Here is a 21,409-nt window from a genome sequence, read left to right on the forward strand (position 1 = left end):
GCGGTTTCGTGGGGCCATGACCACACACGCCGTCCAACTGACCTCCGTGAGCAGGCGATACGGTGCCGCGGGCACCGGGGTGACCGCGCTCGACGACGTCACCCTCGCCTTCCCCCGGGGCTCGTTCACCGCCGTCATGGGGCCGTCCGGCTCGGGCAAGTCGACGCTGCTCCAGTGCGCCGCCGGACTGGACCGGCCGACCTCGGGGTCGGTGCGGATCGGCGGGACCGAGCTGACCGGGATGAGCGAACGGCGGCTGACGCTGCTGCGCCGGGAGCGGATCGGCTTCGTCTTCCAGTCGTTCAACCTGCTGCCCACCCTCACCGCCGAGCAGAACGTCGCCCTCCCGCTGCGGCTGGCCGGCCGCCGCCCGCCCCGGGCGCAGGTCCGCGACGCCCTGCGGCAGGTCGGACTCGCCGACCGCGCCGGTCACCGCCCGGACCGGCTCTCGGGCGGCCAGCAGCAACGCGTCGCCCTGGCCCGCGCCGTGATCACCCGCCCGGAGGTCCTGTTCGGCGACGAGCCCACCGGCGCGCTGGACTCCCGTACCGGCCGCGAGGTGCTGATCCTGCTGCGCTCCCTGGTCGACGAGGCCGGCCGGACGGTCGTCATGGTCACCCACGACCCGCTCGCCGCCTCCTACGCGGACCGGGTGGTGTTCCTCGTCGACGGCCGCGTCCACGGCGAACTGTCCGGCGCCGACGTGTCCGTGGGGGCCGTCGCGACCCGGCTTGCGGGGCTGGAGACCGCGGCCGACGGCGCCACGCCCTCCCCGGCGGGTGCCGCGTGCTGAGCGTCGCGTGGCACACCCTGCGCGCCCGATGGGCCGCCTTCGCCGGCAGTTTCGTCGCCCTCGCCCTCGGCGTCGCCCTGCTCACGGTGATGGGACAGGCGCTGGCCGCGTCCCTGGAAGCGCCGGAGCGCGCGCCGGAGCGCTTCGCGGCGGCGCCGGTGGTGGTCAGGGGGCAGGACACCCTGCGGGTGGCGACCTCCACCGGCGAGCGGACGAAGGAGCTGGCCCGGCCGCGCCCGGTGCCCCCGGGGACCGTCGCCGCGCTCCGCGCGCTCGGCCCGGTCACCGAGGACCGCTCCTTCCCGGTCCGCGCGTACGGCGCCCGCGCCGCACCGGACGACCTGGTCGGCCACCCCTGGTCGACGGCCCGTTTCGCCCCCTACCGGCTGACCGCCGGCCGCGCCCCGGCAGCGGCCGACGAGGTGGTGACCAGCGGGGACTGGGCGACCGTGGGCACCCGGCTGCACACCGCGGACGGGCCGGTGCGTGTCGTCGGAACGGTCACGACAGCGAGCGAAGCCGAACGCGAACCCGTACGCGAACCCGTACGCGAACCCGAACTCGAACCCGGACACGAACCCGGCTTCGAGCACGCCGTGTTCTACCCGGACGCCCAAGCCGCCCTTCTCGCACCGCAGTCGACCCAGCTGGTCGTCGAGGCGGACGCGGCGGCCGTACGGGCGGCGGTCACGGACGAGGACGTACGGGTCCTCACGGGGAACGCCCGCCGGCTGGCCGACGCCGACCCGGACCGCGACGCCGAAGCCCTGACGGCGCTGAACGCCCTGTTCGGCACGGCGGGTGGCGTGGCCGCCTTCGTGTCCGTCTTCGTCGTCGCCTCCACCTTCGCCTTCGCGGTCGACCGGCGGCGCCGCGAGTTCGGCCTGCTGCGCACCGCCGGGGCGACACCGGGCCAGATCCGGCGGACGGTCCTGGCGGAGGCCCTGCTGATCGGCACGCTCGCCTCGGCGACGGGCTGCGTGCTCGGCAGATACGGCGCGCCGCACCTGGCCTCCCTGGTGGTCGACGGCAGGCTCGCACCGAAGTGGTACGCGATCGGCGGCCCTTCGGCCGGCGTCTGGCCGTACCACCTGGCCTTCTGGACAGGCCTGCTGGTGGCTCTGTGCGGTGCGCTCGCCGCGTCCTGGCGGGCCGGACGCACCGCCCCGGTCCAGGCGCTGCGCGAGGCCTCGGTGGACGGGCGCGCACTGACCCGGGGACGACGCGCGTGCGGCACGGCACTGCTGCTCACGGCGGTCGCGACCCTCGCGTACACACTGGCGACCGACCCGGGCGAACTCCTCCACCGCAAGTCGTACATCAGCCGCCCCCTCTTGCTCATCACCTCGGTGGCGCTGCTCTCACCCCTGACGGTGCGTCGGCTGGTGCCCCGGCTGCCGGGCGCGGTGGGCCAGTTGGCGCGGGCCGGGGCGGTCGCCGGGGTCCGCCGTACCGCCGCGGTGGCCGCGCCCGTCCTGGTCACCGTCGCGCTGGCGGGCTCCCTGCCGGGCGCGACGGCCACGATCGGCGCGGCGCGGGCGGCGGAGGTGGAGCGGCGGACGGTCGCCGACTTCGTGGTGACCCCGCGGGACGGAACGACCCTGCGGGCAGGGACGGTCGAGCAGGTGCGGCAGGTGCCCGGCACACTCGTGTCGGCCAGTTCCGCCACCGCCCTGTTCACGCTGGAGGACGGCGTGGCGCTGGTGAAGTCCGAGGCCAGGGCGGCCGATCCGGCGCTGCTCGCCGGCACCGCGCGGCTGCCGGTCACCGCCGGGCGGCTCACCGACCTCGACGACGGGTCGATCGTCGTGACCGAGGAATGGGCGCGGCACCGGGTGGGACGAACGGTGCGGGTGTGGCTCGGCGACGGCACGCCGAAGACCCTCCGTATCGCCGCCGTCCTGTCCATCGGCACCGGGGACAACGGCGCCTACGTCACCCCGGCCAACGCGGGCGGCGGGGGCGTGGACCGCGTGGACGTACGGGTACGGGCGGGCGCCGACCCGGCGGAGGTGGGCGCGCGGCTGCGGAACGTCGACGGGGTGCGGGTGCTGAGCAGGACGCAGTGGGTGCGAGCGGCTCACCCGCAGACCAACGCAACGACCCGGCTCGGCATGCTGCTCGTCCTGGGCATCGCGCTTCTCTACACCGGCATCTCGGTGGCCAACACCCTCGCCATGGCGGCCGCCGAACGCAGAGCCGACCTGACGGCCCTACGGCGGGCCGGCGCCACCAGCGGCCAGATACTGCGACTGGCCGCCACCGAGGCACTGATCGCCGTGGCGGTCGGCACGCTGCTGGGCCTCCTGGTCACCGCCGTCAACCTGACCGGCCTGAGCGCCGCCCTGCACCTGCTCTCGGCCCCACCGGCCATAGCCCTGCCCTGGCAGGCACTCACCTGGACGACGGCAGCCTGCGCCCTGCTCGCGACCGTCACGGCACTGACATCGACGACACCGGCCCTACGCCCGCCCCGTCCCTGACCACCGGCCACGACCGACCGAGCCCGAAAACGATAGAGCCCCCGTCGGTTACCCGACGGGGGCTCTATGCTGCGTGGACCTGTGGGGATTTGAACCCCAGACCCCCTCGATGCGAACGAGGTGCGCTACCAGACTGCGCCACAGGCCCTTGCAACGAGTGAAACTCTAGCATCCCGGTCGGCCTGCTTGGAAATCCGTTCCCCGAGGCCGGGAGCGGGATGCCGGAGCTCTCATTCGTTGGCGGCCAGCGGTCGCTTGCCGTCCTCGTATTGGTCGAACAGCGGGGTGCGGCCGCGTTCGCGCGAGCGTCGGGCGGAGGCCGCGCGACGGGCGTCGCTCCGCTCGTCGCCGTCCGCTTCCCTGTCCTCCGCGCGGTCCGCGTCGCCGGATTCCCCGGCCGGTGCGTCCGAGGTGTCCGCCGCTTCGTGCTCGGGGGCCACCGAACTCGAGCGGGCCGAGCTCCAGGCGTCCGGCGCGCCGAGGTCCACGTCGGAGGTCGCCCGGGGCGCGACCGGCGCGGTCACGTACGTCGGCAGCGGTACCGGTACCGGGTCCCAGCTCTCGCCGTGGCCGGGCCGGCGCTGCCGCTCGCGCTGCTGGTCGACCCACTCCGCGTGATCGGTCTGCTCGACGAGTGCCCTGCGGTCCGCGGCGAGCGCCAGCAGGCCCGGGTCGGTCTCCGGGTCGGGGGCCGCGTGCGGCTCCTCTGCGCCGGCGTCGGGGCCGGTGTCGACGGACGAGGCGTTCGCCGAGGCGGGCGCGCGTCGGCGCGGCTGACGCTCCCGCAGCCGCTGCGCGGCCACCTCGGCGCGCCGGCGGTCCATCTGGAAGGCGAACCGGCGGCGCTCCTGGGAACGCAGGTACCCGATGTACGCGCTGAGCAGGACGGCGGGCACGGCGGGCGCCCAGAGGAACGCGAGCCCGCCGACCGCCGCGACGATCGCGCCGAGCGTGAAGGCGAGGAAGAGCATCACGGTGGTGCGCCGGCGGCGCGCGAGCGCCTTCGAGCGCTGGGCGCGCGCGGCGGACGCCTGCTCGGCGGGCGTCCGCCGGGCGACCGGCACCCGTCGGCCGCCCGGAGCGCCGCCTTCGCGTGTGGGCTTGGCGCCCTGTTCGCGGTGGTCGTGCGCGGGCTTGGCCGCCGGATCGCGCGCCGGTTCACGCGCCGTCTCCGGCCGTCCCGCCTCGGGACGCCCCGACGCTCGCTCCTGGCCACGCTCCTGGACTCGGTCCTGGGCACGATCCTGGACTCGCTCTTGAGCTCGTTCCTGGCCGCGCTCCTGAACTCGTTCCTGCGCGCGCTCCTGGACCGGTGCCTTCACCTGCGGGCGGGTCGGAGGCATGGCGAAGGACCGGACGTCCACCGATGCGGTGACGGCGTCCGGAAGGCCGGCGTCGGACTCCCCCTCCTCGGTGGAGCGCGCCCGCAGGTCCTTGGCGTACCGGCGCTCCATCCCCGCCCGTCCGGACAGCAGCCGGATGGCGGTGCTGAAGCGTTCCGTCGGACGGGCCTCGTTCAGCTCGTCCTGCCTACGGAGCCACATAGGCACCAAGTAGGCGGCCCAGGCCCCGACGATGACTGCGTAGATGAGGCCGCTGCTGCTCACGCCTCACACGGTAGAGGGGTTTACGTGAGGCCATCCGCCAATTGGGCCGGTGTGTCGCACGATCTGGCTGATATTTCGAACTTTTTTTGCGACCGGTGCGATCAACCGATCATTTTCGAACATCTATTCGACTGATCGGGCTAATTCAATTGGAAGCCTTCTGCGAGCGTGTGCGCCGCCACCGGTTCAGCAGTCCCTCCGGGACCTCCTCCGCCGTGAGCGCGAAGACGAGGTGGTCACGCCAGGCACCGTCGATGTGGAGATAGCGCGGCCGCAGCCCTTCCTCACGGAATCCGAGTTTTTCCACGACCCGGCGGCTCGGCCCGTTCTCGGGCCGAATGCAGACCTCGATGCGATGCAGTCCGACGGTGCGGAAACAGTGGTCCACGATGAGTGCCACGGCCGTCGGCATCACACCGCGACCGGCCACCGACTCGTCCACCCAGTAGCCGACGTGTCCCGAGCACATCGACCCCCAGGTGATCCCCGCGACCGTCAACTGCCCGACGAGCCGCCCCTGGTACTCGATCACGAACGGCAGCATCCGGCCGGCGTTCGCCTCGGACCGCAGATGCCGGACCATCTGGCGATACGTCGGCCGGTGTGCGATCGGCCCGCTGGGCGCGGGCGGCGGGATGGTCGCCTCCCAGGGGCGCAGCCAGTCCCGGTTGCGCCGGTTGACCTCGCGCCAGGCCCGCTGGTCGCGCAGCTTTATGGGCCGCAGGACGATATCGCCCTCCACCAGTTCGACGGGCCAGGATGAGGTGTTCAGCTCGCACCCCCGTGGCTCGGTCTGGGGTGGTCGCCGCCACGGATCTGGTCGACGGCGTGGATCAGCAGGGGCTCCAGGACGGCCAGGCCGTCCTTCACCCCGCCGGTGGAGCCCGGCAGGTTGACGATCAGCGTGCCGCCCGCCACTCCGGCCAGGCCCCGGGAGAGCGCGGCGGTGGGCACCTTGTCCCGGCCGTACGCCCGGATGGCCTCGGCGATGCCCGGCACCTCGTGGTCGATCACCGCGCGGGTGGCCTCAGGGGTGCGGTCGGTGGGCGAGATGCCGGTGCCGCCGGTGGTGACGACGGCGTCGTACCCGGCCTCGACGGCGGCCCGCAGCGCCGCCTCCACCGGGGCCCCGTCGGGGACCACCTGCGGCCCGTCCACGGCGAAGCCGAAGCCGCGCAGGCCCTCGGCGATCAGCGGGCCGCCCTTGTCCTCGTAGACACCGGCGGCCGCCCGGTTGGAGGCGGTCACGACCAGTGCGCTGTACGAAGCGGGCAGGGCGCCGTCGGCCGACGCGTCGAGTGTCATGCCCGGCTCCAGTCGCCCGACTTGCCGCCCGTCTTCTCCTCCACGCGCACGTCCGTGATGACCGCTCCCTTGTCGACCGCCTTCACCATGTCGATCACGGTGAGCGCGGCGACGGAGACCGCGGTGAGCGCCTCCATCTCGACGCCCGTGCGGTCCGTCGTCTTCACCGTGGCGGTGATCTCCACGGCGTCGTCCGCGACCGACACATCCAGTTTCACACCGGAGACGGCCAAGGGGTGGCACAGCGGGATCAGGTCCGGGGTGCGTTTGGCGCCCATGATGCCCGCGATCCGCGCGGTGGCCAGCGCGTCCCCCTTGGGTACCCCCTCGCCGCGCAGCAGCTCGACCACACGGGGCGAGACGAGGACCCGCCCGCTGGCATGCGCGGTGCGCGCGGTGACGTCCTTGCCGGAAACGTCGACCATGCGGGCGGCGCCCACGTCGTCGATGTGCGTCAGTCGGTCCTGCGTACTCATGTGGTGTGGCGCTCCCGGTCCGGGCCTGTTGTGCGCGACACGGTACCCCCAACCAGGGGGACTCAGCCGAGGAGGACCACCTCGACGTCGGCACCGGGCTCGACGGACTCCACGTCCTCGGGGACGACGATCAGCGAGTCTGCGTGCGCGAGGGCCGCGACCAGGTGGGAGCCGGCGCCCCCGACGGGGCAGACGGTGCCGTCGTCGTAGGTCGCGCGCAGGAACTGTCTGCGGCCCTTCGGCGAGGTCAGCGCCTTGTCGGCGATCAGCTTCGCGCGCGTGGTCGGCCGGTGGACGTCCTCGAGACCCATGAGGGTGCGGATGGCGGGGCGCACGAACAGCTCGAACGAGACGTACGACGACACCGGGTTGCCCGGCAGGGCCAGCAGGGGGATGTGGTCGGGCCCGATGGAGCCGAAGCCCTGGGGCTTGCCGGGCTGCATGGCGAGCTTGCGGAACTCGACACCGCTGCCCGCCTCGTCCTCGTCGCCGACGTGCTCAAGGGCCTCCTTGACGACGTCGTACGCCCCGACGCTCACTCCTCCGGTGGTGACGACGAGGTCGGCGCGGACGAGCTGGTCCTCGATGGTGGAGCGGAGCGTCTCGGCGTCGTCGGTGACCGCTCCGACCCGGTAGGCGATGGCGCCGGCGTCCCGGGCGGCCGCGGTGAGGGCGAAGCTGTTGGAGTCGTAGATCTGCCCGCTGCCCAGTTCCTCACCCGGCTGGACGAGTTCGCTGCCGGTGGACATCACGACCACGCGCGGGCGCGGGCGCACGCGTACGGCGCCCCGGCCGATCGCGGCGAGCAGGGCGATCTGGGGCGGTCCGAGGACCGTCCCGGCGTCGAGGGCGCGGTCGCCCGCCTTCACGTCGCTGCCCTTCGCGCGTACGTGCGCGCGTGCCTCGGCCGACCGGTACACGCGCACGTGCCCCGAGGCCTGCTCGGGGGCGAGGCTGCGGGCACGCATCCCGCTGACCGGTCCCTCACCGAGCCCGCCGTCGGTCCACTCCACGGGGACGACGGCCTCGGCACCCGCCGGGAGCGGGGCTCCGGTCATGATCCGGGCGGCCTGGCCGGGTCCCACGTACAGCAGGTCGGCCGCCTGTCCCGCCGCGACGTCCCCGACGACGTCCAGAGCCGCCGGGAACTCCTCGCTCGCGCCCGCGACATCCGCGACCCGCACCGCGTACCCGTCCATGGAGCTGTTGTCGAAGGGCGGCAGTGAGACCGGCACCACGACGTCGTCGACCAGTACGCAGCCCTGGGCGTCGGGCAGTTGCAGCTCGATGGGTTCCAGGGGGCGGACGGTGGCGAGGATGTCCGCCAGGTGTTCGTCCACCGACCAGAGCTGGTCCTGGCCGGTGGGGCGGTGCGCGGCGGTGCTCAAAGTGGCTACATCTCCTCGGTGACGTAACTGCGAAGCCAGGACCGGAAGTCCGGACCCAGATCTTCACGTTCGCACGCGAGTCTGACAATGGCACGCAGGTAGTCGCCGCGGTCGCCGGTGTCATAACGGCGGCCCTTGAAGACGACGCCGTGGACGGGACCGCCGACCTTCTCGTCCTGCGCGAGCTGCTGAAGGGCGTCGGTGAGCTGGATCTCGCCGCCGCGGCCGGGCTCGGTCTGCCGCAGTATGCCGAACACGCTCGGGTCGAGGACGTAGCGTCCGATGATCGCGTAGTTCGACGGGGCGTCCGCCGGTTCCGGCTTCTCGACGAGGCCGGTCACCTTGACGACGTCGCTGTCCACGGTGGCCTCCACGGCCGCGCAGCCGTAGAGGTGGATCTGCTCGGGGGCGACCTCCATGAGCGCGACGACGCTGCCGCCGTGCCGCTCCTGCACCTCGATCATCCGCTGGAGCAGCGGATCGCGGGGGTCGATCAGGTCGTCGCCCAGCAGGACGGCGAAGGGCTCCTGCCCCACGTGCGGGGCCGCGCACAGGACGGCGTGTCCGAGGCCCTTGGGGTCGCCCTGGCGCACGTAGTGCATGGTCGCGAGGTCGCTGGACTGCTGGACCTTGGCGAGCCGGGCGGCATCGCCCTTCTTCTGCAGGGCCGACTCGAGTTCGTAGTTGCGGTCGAAGTGGTCCTCGAGAGGGCGCTTGTTGCGGCCTGTGACCATGAGGACGTCGTCGAGGCCGGCGGAGACGGCTTCCTCGACCACGTACTGGATAGCCGGCTTGTCCACGACCGGCAGCATCTCCTTGGGAGTGGCCTTGGTCGCCGGCAGGAACCGGGTGCCGAGGCCGGCTGCGGGGATGACAGCCTTGCTGATCCTGGGGTGCGACTGCGTCATGTCGGCAACCTTATCCGGTGACTTTGTGAGGGATCTGTGGCTCCGGTTAATTGATGATCATATGAACGCATTGGAGCGGTGTGGGACAAGTGCAGGAGCGACATATGAGCCACCTCGAAGGCGGACCAGAGTCTGACAAACGTACGTTGCGGCGAGGGTTCCTCGCCGTGAGAAACAGGTTGACGCCCGATGACGTACGCGCGGCGGCCGTCGCCCTGGCCGAGCGGGCCCTGGAGCTGCCCGAGTTGACGCACGCCCGCACGGTCGCGGCGTACGTCTCCGTGGGTACCGAACCGGGCACCCTGGCCCTGCTGGACGCGCTGCGCGCGCGGGGCGTGCGGGTGCTGCTCCCCGCGCTGCTGCCCGACAACGACCTGGACTGGGGCGCCTACACCGGCGAGGGCTCTCTCGCGCGGGTCCCGCACGGCGGGAAGATGACCCTCCTGGAGCCGGCCGGCGAGCGCCTCGGCCCGGACGCCGTGACGGCCGCCGACGTGGTGCTGCTGCCGGGACTGGCGGTCGACGCCCGCGGAACGCGCCTGGGGCGCGGCGGAGGATCGTACGACCGCGTGCTGGCCCGGCTGGCGGACTCCGGGGCCCACCCCGCGCTGGTGGTGCTCCTGTACGACGCCGAGGTCGTCGAGCACGTCCCCGGGGAGGCGCACGACCGGCCGGTGCACGCGGTGGTGACGCCCTCGGGAACACGACGCTTCATCTGACGACCACGCCCTCATGCCGGAAGAGGCCCTCCACGCGCGCGTGGAGGGCCCCTTCCGGACGGTCGGCAGCTCAGGGCTTGAGCACCAGGGTGTCGCTGGTGCTGTCGTCGACCGCCTTCTTCGAGAAGGACCAGTCGAGCAGTTCACCGTTGGCCCACTTGCCCGTCTGGTCGGTGTAATGCGCGCTGAAGGCGTGTCCCGAGGCCCCGGTGAGGTTGATCCACTTCGACTTGTCGAGGTCGTCGAGGTTGACCACCATCCGCATCGACGGCACCCATACGACGCCGTAGCCGCCGGCCGCGTTCCAGCCGGTCGCGTTGACCGTCGCCTCGCCACCGCCGAGCTTCCACGGACCCCGGTTGAGGATGTACTGGAGGAAACCGGGACCGCTGGTGCCCAGCGTCTGGTTCTTCAGGAACAGGCGGTGCAGCCGGCCCCAGCTCCAGGTGTCGATGTCCTTGCCGAGCTTGGCGGTCAGCTCCCAGCGGGCGTCGATCATGGCACGCGCGAACAGCTTGTCGCGGTCGTGGTCGGCGCCGGGGCGGGTGCCCGAGTCGGGCGTCGTCCACCAGTCGCTGTCCGTCTTCGTCATGAGGTTGCGCACGACCTCGAACCAGCGGTCGCCGCCGTCCGGCTGCGCCTGGTCGGCGTCGCGCCGGCCGCACTCGCGGACCTTGTCGGTGTCGTCGACCGGGCCGGTGGTGTTGACCGGGTCGACCCACAGGCACTGGTCCTCGACGCGCAACTCCTTGGGCAGCTTGTTGCCGAAGGCCAGCTTGAGAACGTTGCGCCAGACCGCGTTGAAGTAGGCGGCAGCGGCCGAGTCGGCGTCCTGGGTGAAGTCCCAGTTCTCCAGCAGCTTCTGTGCGTCGCGGACGTCCGGGTCGTCAAGGTTGATCTTCTTCAGCACGGGCACGAGCAGCTTCGCGATCTCGCTGTCGTCGTCCAGCTGCATCTGGCGCATGTCGTCGGTGGAGATCTTGCCGCCGCCCCTGATCTTGCTCTTGATCAGGTCGGTGATCCGCTGGCTGCGCGCGCCGTAGCCCCAGTCCGTGGTGAGCGTGTAGGGGTACTTGTCCTTGTCGACGACGGCCTGGTTGGCGGTGACGATGTAGCCGCGCTCGGGGTCGTACTCGTAGGGCAGCTCATCGAAGTCGATGAAGCCCTTCCACTTGTACTTGGAGTCCCAGCCGGGCGCCGGGATCGAGCCGTCGACGCTCTTCGCGCGCGTGGGGATCTTTCCGGGCAGCTGGTAGCCGATGTGGTTCGAGGTGTCGGCGTAGACGAGGTTCTGCGAGGGCACGTCGAAGGACTCCGCCGCCTTGCGGAAGCTGTCCCAGTCCTTCGCCCTGTCGATGTCGAAGACGGCGTCCATGGAGGTGCCCGCGGTCAGCGCGGTCCACTTCAGGGCGACGCCGTAGCCGTCACCCCGGTCGGGCGCCGAAGTGTCGACGGTGGCCTTCTTGCCGACATCGATGAGTTCGTCGTCACGGTCGGACAGGAGGGGCATCCCGTCCTCGGTCTGCCGGACGACGATCTTCTTGGACTCTCCGCCGGCGACCTTGATGGTCTCCTCGCGCGTGACGAACGGCTTCACCTTGCCGTCGTACTGGTAGCCGTCGTCCCCGGAAAGCTTCTCCAGGTAGAGGTCGGTGACGTCGGCACCGGAGTTGGTCATGCCCCAGGAGATGGTCTGGTTGTGGCCGATGATCACACCGGGCATACCCGCAAACGTGTAGCCGGAGACGTCGAACTGGCACTTGCTGGAGACGGCGCGGCAGTGCAGGCCCATCTGGTACCAGACGGACGGCAGCGACGCCGACAGGTGCGGGTCGTTGGCCAGCAGCGGCTTACCGGTGATCGTGTTCTTGCCGGCGACGACCCAGGAGTTCGAGCCGATGCCGTTGCCGTTCACGCCGACGGCCGTGGGCAGGTCGTCCAGGACGTCGTAGAGGCCCGAGAGCTGGCTCTGGAGGGCCGAGCCCTCCGTACTGCCCGAGGATGAGTCCGAGGACGTCCCCGTGCCGCTCGTGGAGCTGTCGTCGGAGTCGCTCTGGCCGTCGCTCTGCTCGAACGTCTTGGTCAGCTCGTCGTACTGGCCGTCCTGGACGATCGCCTGGTTCCGGTCGTACGGGTACTGCGGGTACAGCTCGGCGATCTGGGCCGGGCCGAGACGGCTGGTCATCAGGGCGCGGTCGATCTCGTCCTGCATGTTGCCCCGCAGGTCCCAGGCCATCGCCTTCAGCCAGGAGACCGAGTCGACCGGGGTCCACTCGGTGGGCTTGTAGTCGTTGGTGAAACCCAGAGCCGCGTACTCCAGGGAGATGTCGGCGCCGTCCTTGCCCTTGAGGTAGGCGTTGACCCCCTTGGCGTAGGCCTGGAGGTACTTCTTCGTGTCGGCCGACAGCTCGCTGTCGTACTCCTCCTTGGCGACACGGTCCCAGCCCAGGGTGCGCAGGAACTCGTCGTTGTCGACCTGGCTCTTGCCGAACATCTCCGAGAGCCGCCCGGAGGTCATGTGCCGGCGGACGTCCATCTCGTAGAACCGGTCCTGGGCCTGGACATAGCCCTGGGCCATGAACAGGTCCTCGTCGGAGTCCGCGTAGATCTGCGGGATGCCGTAGCCGTCCCGCTTCACGTCGACGGGCCCGGTCAGGCCCTCAAATGTGATCGAACCCTTGGTCTGCGGGAAGGACGCGCGGACGGTGCTGATGGACCAGTAGGCGCCGTAGGCGATGCCTCCGATGATGGCCAGCACCAGCACAAGCACGATCAAACGGGCTTTGCGCCCCTTCTTCCTGCCGGACTTGCCGGGCTTGTCACCCGATGTGGCGGTGGTGTTGGGGGGCATCGCTGTCCTTGCTGTCCTAACGCGAGCGGCAGGCGGTCCTGGAGTGCTGGAGCAACCATAGGCGCAGGGCCTTGTGCCACTTGACGCGGAGTCGGGTACCGGTACGGAGGGATGTTCGATCTTCCCTCGCCGAGCGTCAAGAAATCGTCAAGAGTTAGGTAAGGTAACGAAGTAGTTGGGTGCGAAGCTCGCAGCTTCGTGTCCGATGTATCCGAAGCACATGTGCGCCCGCGCGCAAGCCGCGCGCGCCGGTGAAGGGAACCGCCGCTGACTGTCCACCACCTCAACCAGCTCCTGCTCGTCTGCTCGCTCGTCCTGCTCGTCGCCGTCGCAGCGGTCCGGATCTCCTCGCGCAGCGGGCTCCCCAGCCTGCTCGTCTACGTGGGCATCGGCGTCCTCATGGGCCAGGACGGCATCGGCAACATCCACTTCGACAATGCCGAGATGACCCAGGTCATCGGCTACGCCGCCCTGGTCGTGATCCTCGCCGAGGGCGGCCTGGGCACGAAGTGGAAGGAGATCGAACCGGCCCTGCCGTCCGCCACGGCGCTGGCACTGGCCGGCGTCGCGGTCAGCGTCGGCGTGACCGCCACGGCCGCGCACTTCGTGACCGGACTGGAGTGGAGACAGGCGCTGATCATCGGCGCGGTGGTGTCCTCGACCGACGCGGCGGCGGTCTTCTCCGTCCTGCGCAAGATCCCCCTCCCCTCGCGCGTGACGGGCACGCTGGAGGCCGAGTCCGGCTTCAACGACGCCCCGGTGGTCATCCTGGTGGTCGCCTTCTCCACGGCAGGGCCCGTGGAGCACTGGTACGTGCTGCTGGGCGAGATAGCGCTGGAGCTGGCCATCGGCGCCGCCATAGGCCTCGCGGTCGGCTGGCTGGGCTCCTGGGGCCTCCGGCACGTCGCACTGCCCGCCTCCGGCCTCTACCCGATCGCCGTCATGGCGATCGCGGTCACCGCGTACGCGGCGGGCTCCCTGGCACACGGCAGCGGCTTCCTGGGCGTCTATCTCGCCTCGATGGTCATGGGCAACGCGAAACTGCCCCACTGGCCCGCCACCCGCGGGTTCGCCGACGGGCTCGGCTGGATCGCCCAGATCGGCATGTTCGTACTGCTCGGCCTGCTGGTGACCCCGCACGAGCTGGGCGACGACGTACTGCCGGCGCTCGTCATCGGCCTGGTGCTGACGATGGTGGCCCGCCCGCTCAGCGTCGTGCTCTGCCTGACACCGTTCCGGGTGCCCTGGCAGGAGCAGACACTGATGTCCTGGGCCGGGCTGCGCGGCGCCGTCCCCATCATCCTGGCGACGATCCCCATGGTGAACGGCGTCGACGGCAGCCGCCGCATCTTCAACATCGTCTTCGTCCTGGTCGTCGTCTACACCCTGATCCAGGGGCCGACGCTGCCCTGGCTGGCGCGCAAGCTGCGTCTGGGCGGCGACCCCGAGGCCGCCGACCTCGGCGTCGAGTCGGCGCCCCTGGAGCGGCTGCGCGGGCACCTGCTGTCCGTGGCGATCCCCGAGGGGTCGAAGATGCACGGCGTCGAGGTCAACGAGCTGCGGCTGCCGGCCGGGGCGGCCGTCACCCTCGTCGTGCGCGAGGGGACGTCGTTCGTGCCGCTGCCGACGACCGTGCTGCGACACGGCGACGAACTCCTCGTCGTCGCCACCGACCCGGTCCGCGACGCGGCCGAACGGCGACTGCGCGCCGTCGGGCACGGCGGCAAGCTCGCCGGATGGCTGGGCACGGGCGGCAGCGCGCGTTAAGTGCAGGTTTCACACCGTTCACACCCCCTTCATTCGGAGGCGGTCAGCCTTACGGTGCTCATTTTCACAGGGAGAGCGTGCCGTGATCCCTGTAGGATGAAGGCACACCTTGATCGAACCAACTCTGCCTGACGCAGAGCTGGCGCGACCGTATGGCGGCCGGGACACCTCGTGCGCGAGCACCGGCATCTACCGCAGCACGCGCAAGAGGACAGCTCTCGGCGCCCCCTCCCTCCGGACGGGGTCGCGCTACCAGGCGGCAGAAAGGCACGGGCCGTGGCATCCACGGTCACCACCGAGCCGTCGAAGGACTCGTCGGCCTCGTCCCGCCCGGGATACGGACAGCTGCTGCGCACCCGCGGCGCCTGGACGTTCCTGCTGCCCGGCTTCGCGGCCCGCCAGCCGTTCGCCATGCTCACCATCTCCATCGTGCTGCTCGTTCAGCACACCACCGGCTCGTACGGCGCGGCCGGTGCCGCCGCGGCCGTCACCGGTGTCTCCATGGCCCTGTGCGCGCCCTACAGCGGGCGTCTCGCCGACCGCTACGGGCAGCGCGCCGTACTGATCCCCGGCGTGCTCCTGCACACACTGTCGGGCCTCACGCTCACCGTGCTCGCCCTGACCCACGCACCCCTGTGGACGGTGTTCGCGGCAGCCGTGCCCACGGGCGCCTCGGTGCCGCAGATCGGGCCGATGGTGCGGGCCCGCTGGGGTGCGCGGCTGAAGGACTCGCCGCTGATGACCACCGCGGCGGCCTTCGAGTCCGTCACCGACGAGCTCACCTTCGTCTTCGGCCCGCTGCTGGCGACCGCCCTGTGCACCGCCGTGAACCCGGCCGCCGGCCTGGTCACCGAGGCCGGGCTGACACTGCTCGGTGGCCTGCTGTTCGCCGCGAGCAAGAGCACGCAGCCCCAGGTCGCCGTCGCCGGGCACGCGCGCGTGGAGCACGCCTCGGCTCTGCGCGTGCCCGGAGTGCGGGTGCTGATCGTGGCCTTCCTCGGCATCGGTACGGTCTTCGGCGGCATGCAGGTCGCGCTGGCCGCGTTCACCGAGTCGATCGGCGAGCCCGGTCTGAACGGCGTCCTGTACGGCACTTTCGCCGCGGGCAACATGCTCTCCGGACTGGTCTGCGGCGCCATCGCCTGGAAGATCGCTCCGCGGCGGCGCCTGGTCGTCGCCTACGCCGCGCTGGCGCTCGTCGCCTCCGGCCTGTGGGCGGCGCACTCGGTGCTCGTCCTGGCGGGCCTCGGACTCCTGGTCGGCATGTGCATCGCGCCCGCGCTGATCACCGGCTACACGCTGGTCGAGGACCTGGTTTCGGCCGGTGCCCGCACCGAGGCGTTCACCTGGCTGACCGGCGCGGTCGCGCTCGGGCAGGCGGCCGCCGTCACGATCGCCGGACAGCTGGAGGACCGCTTCTGGGGCGGCGCCGGCTTCCTGGTGCCCCTGGGGGGCACCGCGCTGGCCCTGGTGACCCTGCTGGCACTGGGTTCACGGCTGGAGACGCGCCCCCGCGCGCGTACCGTCGCACGTGGCGTCGGTCACCGCGTGCCGGTGACAGTGGACTGATCCCCCGGAATACGTCAAGATAGACCGTCGTTAGCACTCACTGAGTGAGAGTGCCAGGAGGAAGACAGTGCCGACCTACCAGTACCAGTGCACCGAGTGCGGCGAGGGCCTCGAGGCGGTGCAGAAGTTCACCGACGATGCCCTGACCGAGTGCCCCAACTGCGGTGGCCGCCTCAAGAAGGTGTTCTCCGCCGTCGGCATCGTCTTCAAGGGCTCCGGCTTCTACCGCAACGACAGCCGCGGCTCCTCGTCGAGCAGCTCGCCGGCGTCGTCCTCGAAGTCGTCGACGTCCGGCTCCGACTCGAAGCCGTCGACCTCGACGTCCTCGACCTCGGACTCGAAGTCGTCGAGCAGCGGCACCTCGACCGGCAGCAGCTCAGCCGCGTAAGGCTCGCTCACCGGACCCTGTCGTCTTACGACGACGGGGTCTTCGGCGTTTCCCGGGGCGGTTAGGGTGCGACGCATGGCGAACAAGGCGAACGCAGAGATCGGTGTGATCGGCGGCTCGGGCTTCTACTCGTTCCTCGACGACGTGACCGAGCTCCAGGTCGACACCCCCTACGGACCGCCCAGCGACTCACTCTTCCTCGGCGAGATCGCCGGCCGGCGGGTCGCCTTCCTTCCCCGGCACGGACGCGGACACCACCTGCCACCCCACCGGATCAACTACCGGGCCAACCTGTGGGCGCTGCGCTCGGTCGGGGCGCGCCAGGTCCTCGGTCCGTGCGCCGTGGGCGGTCTGCGCCCGGAGTACGGGCCCGGCACGCTGGTCGTGCCCGACCAGCTGGTCGACCGCACGAAGTCGCGGATCGGAACGTACTTCGACGGGCTGCCCCTGCCCGACGGCACGGTGCCCAACGTGGTGCATGTGTCCCTGGCCGACCCCTACTGCCCCGCGGGACGCTCGGCGGCCTTGAAGGCGGCACGGGGCCGGGAGTGGGAGCCGGTGGACGGCGGGACGCTGGTGGTGATCGAGGGGCCGCGGTTCTCGACCCGCGCCGAATCGTTGTGGCACCAGGCGCAGGGTTGGTCCGTGGTGGGCATGACGGGGCACCCGGAGGCCGCGCTGGCCCGTGAACTCGAGCTCTGCTACACGTCCTTGAACCTGGTCACCGATCTGGACGCGGGTGCCGAGAGCGGTGAGGGCGTGTCGCACGAGGAGGTGCTGCGGGTGTTCGCGGCGAACGTGGACCGGCTGCGGGACGTGCTGTTCGACGCGGTGGCCGCGCTGCCCTCGGACGGCGAACGGGACTGCTCGTGCCCGAACGCGCTGGGCGGGCTGAATCCGGGGTTCGAGTTGCCGTAGCGGGCGCAGGGGAGGAACGGGCAAGAAAGCCGGCGGGGGCGGAAGTTCTCCTTCGGGTGAGGGAGTTGTCCACAACCCGGCGGTGGTCCACCGGCTCCGACGAGCGGCGGCGCGAAGGCGCATCGTGGCTTCGCAAACCCGTTCCTCGTCGCCGGTGGTGATCCCGTGTCCGACTCACTCGTCCCTCCCTCTCCTCTCCCCCCTCTTTCTCCCCTTCCTCCGCTTCCCTCGCCCGCCCCGTCCCCGTCCCCTCTCTCCTTCGCGGCACGTCCACCCGGCACGGAGGCTCCGGCCACCTGCGAGGTGCCGTCCTTCGCTCCCGTGCGGGTCCGCGGCGGGCGGTACCGGCTGGGACGGCTCGTACGGAGCCGACGGCGGGCCCTCGCTCTGGGTCTCGCCGTCACCGCCGCCGCACTCGTGGCGTCCGGCCCCCGGAGCGGCGATCCGGCCCCAGGGCACCGCGGTGGGGCCGAGCGCGCGGATGCGGGCGGGCGCTCGCAACCCCGCGCGCACTCGCCACTACGCGCCCCTGCACATGGCCCTCGCGCCGGGGAGACGGTGACGGCGCCGGTGCGGATCGCCGACGCGGCCACGGTCCGGCTGCTGCGCCCCGGTGACCGGGTCGATGTCATCGCCGCCGAGCCGACGACGCTCGGCGGTATGCACGGCGCGGGCGGCGACGCCCACGTGGTCGCGCGCGGGGCACTGGTGACGAAAGTGCCGGAGCCGCTGAACAGCGACACCGCTGCCGGCCCGGCGGACGACGGGGCGCTGGTCGTCCTGTCGGTGCCCCGGTCCACCGCCGCGCGCTTGGCGGGGGCGAGCGCGACGGCTCGGCTGGCGGTGACTCTGTGGTGACGTCAAGTCCCTCGTCGGAGGGACCGAATTGGACACGCCCTCCTGGCGTTGACGTAGGTTGCGGAGCTGTTTGTTCCACAACCTGTACATGCGAGGAGTGTCCCCGAGGTGAGCGAAAAGAAGGCAAGCGTCTGGCAGGGCTTCAAGGCCTTCCTGATGCGTGGCAACGTCGTCGATCTGGCAGTCGCGGTGGTGATCGGCGCGGCCTTCACGAACATCGTCAACTCGGTGGTGAAGGGAATCATCAACCCGCTCATCGGAGCGGTCGGCACCAAGAACCTGGACAGCTACAGTTCCTGCCTCAAGGGCCCCTGCACGGGCACCGGGGACAGCGCGACGGGCGTCCGGATCCTGTGGGGGTCCGTCCTCGGCGCGACCCTCACCTTCGTGATCACCGCTGCGGTCGTGTACTTCCTGATGGTTCTGCCCATGTCGAAGTACCTGGCGAAGATGGAGGCCCGCAGGAAGGCCAAGGAAGGCACGCAGGAGATCGTCGAGCTCACCGAGCTGGAGGTGCTCAAGGAGATCCGCGACGCGCTGGTCGCCCAGCGGGGCTCGGGGCACAGCGAGCGGTAGAGGCGCTCGACGGGGCCCTGCGAGCGGTGCTCCGCCACGGCTCGCGGGCCTGCCGGACCGGCCCTGCCCGTCGGGTTCAGACGTGGTGGGGCGGCTTCTCGTCCAGGAACCGCTTCAGGTCGGCGACGCTGTCGCCCTCGGCGGACGGACGCTCGCCCCAACCTCGGTCGGTGTCGTCCGAGGACTGCCGGTCCAGCGGGTCGTCGAAGATCAGCGCGGCCTTCGGGTCGCGCGGCTCGGAGGCCGAGGGGGTGCTCATCCCTCCAGAGTACGGCCCGGGGACCCGCTCGGGTCAGTGCCTGGCCGCCGGCCCCGCAGCGTGTGGGCCTGCGGATTCCGCACAAGATTTTCCGCCGGTTGTCTGCTGTGCTGGTACCCATGACGTCCAGTACGCCCCCGTCGGCCTCTCCCCCTCCTCCCGGGCCCCCCGCCTCCGCGGCGCCCGTCCGCTTGAAGCCGCTGCGCAGTCTGACCGCGCGCGGGAAGGGCGAGACACACCGGGTCGCCTCGCCCCTCGAGCTCTTCTTCGACCTGTGCTTCGTCGTGGCCATCGCCCAGGCGGGCGTCCAACTGGTGCACGCCGTGGCCGAGTCCCACGCGGGCGAGGGAATCCTCAACTACGCGATGGTCTTCTTCGCCATCTGGTGGGCGTGGATGAACTTCACGTGGTTCGCGTCGGCGTACGACAACGACGACGTCCTGTACCGGATCGTCACGCTGGTGCAGATCGCCGGGGTCCTGGTGCTGGCGGCGGGCATCTCGCGGGCGTTCGAGGACCACGAGTTCGTGGCCGTCTGGCTGGGCTACGCGATCATGAGGTTCGCGCTGAGCTTGCAGTGGCTGCGAGTCGCGTGGTCCGCCGAGGGCGCGGAGCGGACGATGGCGCTGCGGTACGCGGCGGGCGTGCTGATCTGCCAGATCGGCTGGCTGGGGCTGCTGATCCTGCCCGAGGGCGGCAGGGCGTGGCTGTTCCTGCTGATGGCTCCGCTGGAGATGTGCGTGCCGATCTACGCGGAGAAGGACCATCCGACGTCCTGGCATCCGCATCACATCGCCGAGCGCTACGGGCTGTTCACGATCATCGTGCTGGGCGAGACGATCGCGGCGGCGACGGTCGCCGTGAAGTCCGGCATCGACGAGAACGACGCGCTGGGCGAGCTGCTGCCGATCGCGGTGGGCGGACTGCTGATCGTCTTCGCCGCCTGGTGGATCTACTTCGTGGTGCCCATCCACGGGCATCTGCGCTCCAACAAGCAGGCGTTTCTGTGGGGCTACGGGCACTACGTGGTCTTCGCCTCGGCCGCCGCGATCGGTGCGGGTCTGGAGGTGGCGGTCGAGCAGGCGGTCGGCGAGGCGCACATCTCGACGCTCGCCGCGTCGGGAGCGGTCACGCTGCCGACGGCGCTGTACCTGATGGCGGTCTGGATCCTGCACGCACGTCACTTCAAGGTGGGCCTGGCCCAGCAACTGGTGCTGCCCGTCGCCGCGCTGCTGGTGATCTGCAGCACCTTCCTCGGCGAGTGGGCGGTCCTCGCGGCCGGCCTGGTGTCGGCGCTGACAGTGGCGACCGGGACGAGCCTGACGGCGCGCCTGGTCGCGCGGGAGTCGCGGGAGAGCTCCGGGCGGGCATCGAGCGCGGTGATGTGACGGGGCGTGACACCGTCACGCGCGGCGCGGGGCGGGCGAGACTTACCCCCATGACAGTTGATGCTCTGACGGACGTCGCCGGCCTGCGCGTGGGACACGCCACGCGGATCGGCGGCGGTTGGCTCACCGGCACCACAGTCGTCCTCGCCCCGGAGGGTGGCGCCGTGGCCGCCGTGGACGTACGCGGCGGTGGTCCGGGCACGAAGGAGACCGACGCCCTCGATCCACGCAACGTGGTGCAGCGGGTCGAGGCGATCGTGCTGACCGGCGGCAGCGCCTACGGGCTCGACGCGGCGTCCGGCGTGATGGCCTGGCTGGAGGAGCACGGGCGCGGGATTCCCGTCGGCCCGGACCCGACGCACGTCGTGCCGGTGGTGCCCGCCGCCTGCGTCTTCGACCTGGCACGGGGCGGCGACTTCCGGGCCCGCCCCGACGCTGCCACCGGCCGGGAGGCCGTGGAGGCGGCCGCGGCGAGCGCTCCGGGGGCTCGGGTGCGGGAGGGATGCGTCGGCGCGGGGACGGGGGCCGTCGTCGGGCCGCTGAAGGGCGGGGTAGGCAGCGCGAGCGTGCTTCTCGACTCGGGGATCACGGTGGCCGCGCTGGTGGTGGTCAACGCCGCGGGATCGGTGACGGATCCGGAGACGGGCGTGCTGTACGGGGAGTTGTTCCAGGGGCGCGCCGAGTACCCGGAATCCCGCGTGCACGAGAGCGCGCGCCGGCGTCTCGCCGAGATCACGGCGAAGAACGCGCCTCCCCTGCTCAACACCACGCTCGCGGTGGTCGCCACCGACGCGGACCTGACGAAGGCACAGGCGCAGAAGCTGGCGGGCACGGCGCACGACGGGATCGCGCGGGCCGTGCGTCCCGTGCATCTGCTCAACGACGGGGACACCGTCTTCACCCTCGCGACGGGCCCGCGCCCGCTCGATCCCGTCCACCCGCTCGCGCTGAACGACATCCTCGCGGCGGGCGCGGAGGTGGTGACGCGTGCGATCGTGCGGGCCGTGCGCGCCGCCGAGTCGGTGTCCGTTCCGGGCGGGGTGTGGCCGTCGTACGAGGAGTTGTACGGGGGACGGTGACCCCGCGGACCGGGAAGGCGATTGTCCCGGTTCCGTCACGTGATGGTGCCAACGGCGACCGGAGGGAACCCCACCGG

At 71.3% G+C, this 21,409-nt stretch carries 19 protein-coding genes and 1 tRNA gene; 11 read left to right on the forward strand and 9 right to left on the reverse strand.

Features of this window, described 5'->3' with window-relative positions:
- The first annotated feature begins 16 nt into the window (after positions 1–16).
- Both ASD48_RS07910 and ASD48_RS07915 read left to right on the forward strand, forming a co-directional pair.
- Complete coding sequence (locus ASD48_RS07910) at positions 17–793, forward strand: ABC transporter ATP-binding protein (RefSeq protein ID WP_057600649.1); 777 nt, start codon at positions 17–19, stop codon at positions 791–793.
- Positions 787–3,276, forward strand: a complete 2,490-nt coding sequence (locus ASD48_RS07915) for an FtsX-like permease family protein (protein ID WP_057600650.1) — start codon at positions 787–789, stop codon at positions 3,274–3,276. Before ASD48_RS07910 ends, ASD48_RS07915 begins: the two co-directional genes overlap by 7 nt.
- Before the next feature lie 74 nt (positions 3,277–3,350).
- Here ASD48_RS07915 and ASD48_RS07920 read toward each other — a convergent pair.
- The 7 genes from ASD48_RS07920 to galU all read right to left on the reverse strand — a co-directional run bounded on the left by ASD48_RS07920 (position 3,351) and on the right by galU (position 8,960).
- Positions 3,351–3,424 (reverse strand) — tRNA-Ala (locus tag ASD48_RS07920).
- Positions 3,425–3,506: 82 nt separating this feature from the next.
- Complete coding sequence (gene glpR / locus ASD48_RS07925) at positions 3,507–4,883, reverse strand: gephyrin-like molybdotransferase receptor GlpR (RefSeq protein WP_057600651.1); 1,377 nt, start codon at positions 4,881–4,883, stop codon at positions 3,507–3,509.
- Between the two features lie 145 nt (positions 4,884–5,028).
- Entirely contained in the window at positions 5,029–5,625 is a 597-nt protein-coding gene (locus tag ASD48_RS07930; protein WP_020128382.1) for a GNAT family protein, read from the reverse strand.
- Positions 5,626–5,651: 26 nt separating this feature from the next.
- Complete coding sequence (locus ASD48_RS07935; protein WP_057600652.1) at positions 5,652–6,188, reverse strand: MogA/MoaB family molybdenum cofactor biosynthesis protein; 537 nt, start codon at positions 6,186–6,188, stop codon at positions 5,652–5,654.
- The gene (gene moaC, locus ASD48_RS07940) at positions 6,185–6,664 is read right to left on the reverse strand and encodes a cyclic pyranopterin monophosphate synthase MoaC (RefSeq protein WP_057600653.1); all 480 of its coding nucleotides are present in this window, start codon (positions 6,662–6,664) and stop codon (positions 6,185–6,187) included. Before moaC ends, ASD48_RS07935 begins: the two co-directional genes overlap by 4 nt.
- A gap of 62 nt (positions 6,665–6,726) precedes the next feature.
- Positions 6,727–8,052 carry a gephyrin-like molybdotransferase Glp gene (glp, locus tag ASD48_RS07945; RefSeq protein WP_057600654.1) on the reverse strand — a complete coding sequence of 442 codons (1,326 nt, stop codon included), beginning with the start codon at positions 8,050–8,052 and terminating at the stop codon, positions 6,727–6,729.
- A 5-nt stretch (positions 8,053–8,057) separates the two neighbouring features.
- On the reverse strand, positions 8,058–8,960 hold the full coding sequence (gene galU / locus ASD48_RS07950) for a UTP--glucose-1-phosphate uridylyltransferase GalU (RefSeq protein ID WP_057600655.1): 903 nt from the start codon (positions 8,958–8,960) through the stop codon (positions 8,058–8,060).
- A gap of 104 nt (positions 8,961–9,064) precedes the next feature.
- Here galU and ASD48_RS07955 point away from each other — a divergent pair, with 104 nt between their 5' ends.
- Positions 9,065–9,679 carry a 5-formyltetrahydrofolate cyclo-ligase gene (locus ASD48_RS07955; protein WP_079073654.1) on the forward strand — a complete coding sequence of 205 codons (615 nt, stop codon included), beginning with the start codon at positions 9,065–9,067 and terminating at the stop codon, positions 9,677–9,679.
- 70 nt (positions 9,680–9,749) lie between these two features.
- On the opposite strand, the gene ASD48_RS07960 is transcribed toward ASD48_RS07955, so the two are convergent.
- A complete protein-coding gene (locus tag ASD48_RS07960) occupies positions 9,750–12,530 on the reverse strand; it encodes a penicillin acylase family protein (protein WP_057600657.1) in 2,781 nt (926 codons plus the stop codon).
- A gap of 267 nt (positions 12,531–12,797) precedes the next feature.
- On the opposite strand from ASD48_RS07960, the gene ASD48_RS07965 reads away from it, so the two are divergent.
- The 6 genes from ASD48_RS07965 to mscL all read left to right on the forward strand — a co-directional run bounded on the left by ASD48_RS07965 (position 12,798) and on the right by mscL (position 18,606).
- Positions 12,798–14,297 carry a potassium/proton antiporter gene (locus ASD48_RS07965; protein WP_107104236.1) on the forward strand — a complete coding sequence of 500 codons (1,500 nt, stop codon included), beginning with the start codon at positions 12,798–12,800 and terminating at the stop codon, positions 14,295–14,297.
- A gap of 276 nt (positions 14,298–14,573) precedes the next feature.
- Positions 14,574–15,866 (forward strand): MFS transporter, encoded by a 1,293-nt coding sequence (locus tag ASD48_RS07970; protein WP_057600658.1) that lies wholly within the window; start codon positions 14,574–14,576, stop codon positions 15,864–15,866.
- A 67-nt stretch (positions 15,867–15,933) separates the two neighbouring features.
- Entirely contained in the window at positions 15,934–16,254 is a 321-nt protein-coding gene (locus tag ASD48_RS41625; protein WP_079073655.1) for an FmdB family zinc ribbon protein, read from the forward strand.
- A gap of 75 nt (positions 16,255–16,329) precedes the next feature.
- Complete coding sequence (locus tag ASD48_RS07975; RefSeq protein ID WP_057600659.1) at positions 16,330–17,172, forward strand: S-methyl-5'-thioadenosine phosphorylase; 843 nt, start codon at positions 16,330–16,332, stop codon at positions 17,170–17,172.
- Positions 17,173–17,475: 303 nt separating this feature from the next.
- Complete coding sequence (locus tag ASD48_RS07980; protein ID WP_242432526.1) at positions 17,476–18,030, forward strand: RcpC/CpaB family pilus assembly protein; 555 nt, start codon at positions 17,476–17,478, stop codon at positions 18,028–18,030.
- A 108-nt stretch (positions 18,031–18,138) separates the two neighbouring features.
- Positions 18,139–18,606, forward strand: coding sequence for a large conductance mechanosensitive channel protein MscL (gene mscL, locus ASD48_RS07985; RefSeq protein WP_057600660.1), 468 nt, complete (start codon positions 18,139–18,141; stop codon positions 18,604–18,606).
- 76 nt (positions 18,607–18,682) lie between these two features.
- Here mscL and ASD48_RS07990 read toward each other — a convergent pair whose 3' ends face one another.
- Entirely contained in the window at positions 18,683–18,865 is a 183-nt protein-coding gene (locus ASD48_RS07990) for a hypothetical protein (protein WP_054244066.1), read from the reverse strand.
- A gap of 119 nt (positions 18,866–18,984) precedes the next feature.
- Between ASD48_RS07990 and ASD48_RS07995 the strand changes: the two genes are divergently transcribed.
- Both ASD48_RS07995 and ASD48_RS08000 read left to right on the forward strand, forming a co-directional pair.
- Positions 18,985–20,253 carry a low temperature requirement protein A gene (locus ASD48_RS07995; RefSeq protein WP_057601066.1) on the forward strand — a complete coding sequence of 423 codons (1,269 nt, stop codon included), beginning with the start codon at positions 18,985–18,987 and terminating at the stop codon, positions 20,251–20,253.
- 50 nt (positions 20,254–20,303) lie between these two features.
- A complete protein-coding gene (locus tag ASD48_RS08000; RefSeq protein ID WP_057600661.1) occupies positions 20,304–21,332 on the forward strand; it encodes a P1 family peptidase in 1,029 nt (342 codons plus the stop codon).
- Positions 21,333–21,409: the final 77 nt, after the last annotated feature.

The sequence above is a fragment of the Streptomyces sp. Root1310 genome (assembly GCF_001426425.1).
Taxonomy (GTDB): Bacteria; Actinomycetota; Actinomycetes; order Streptomycetales; family Streptomycetaceae; genus Streptomyces.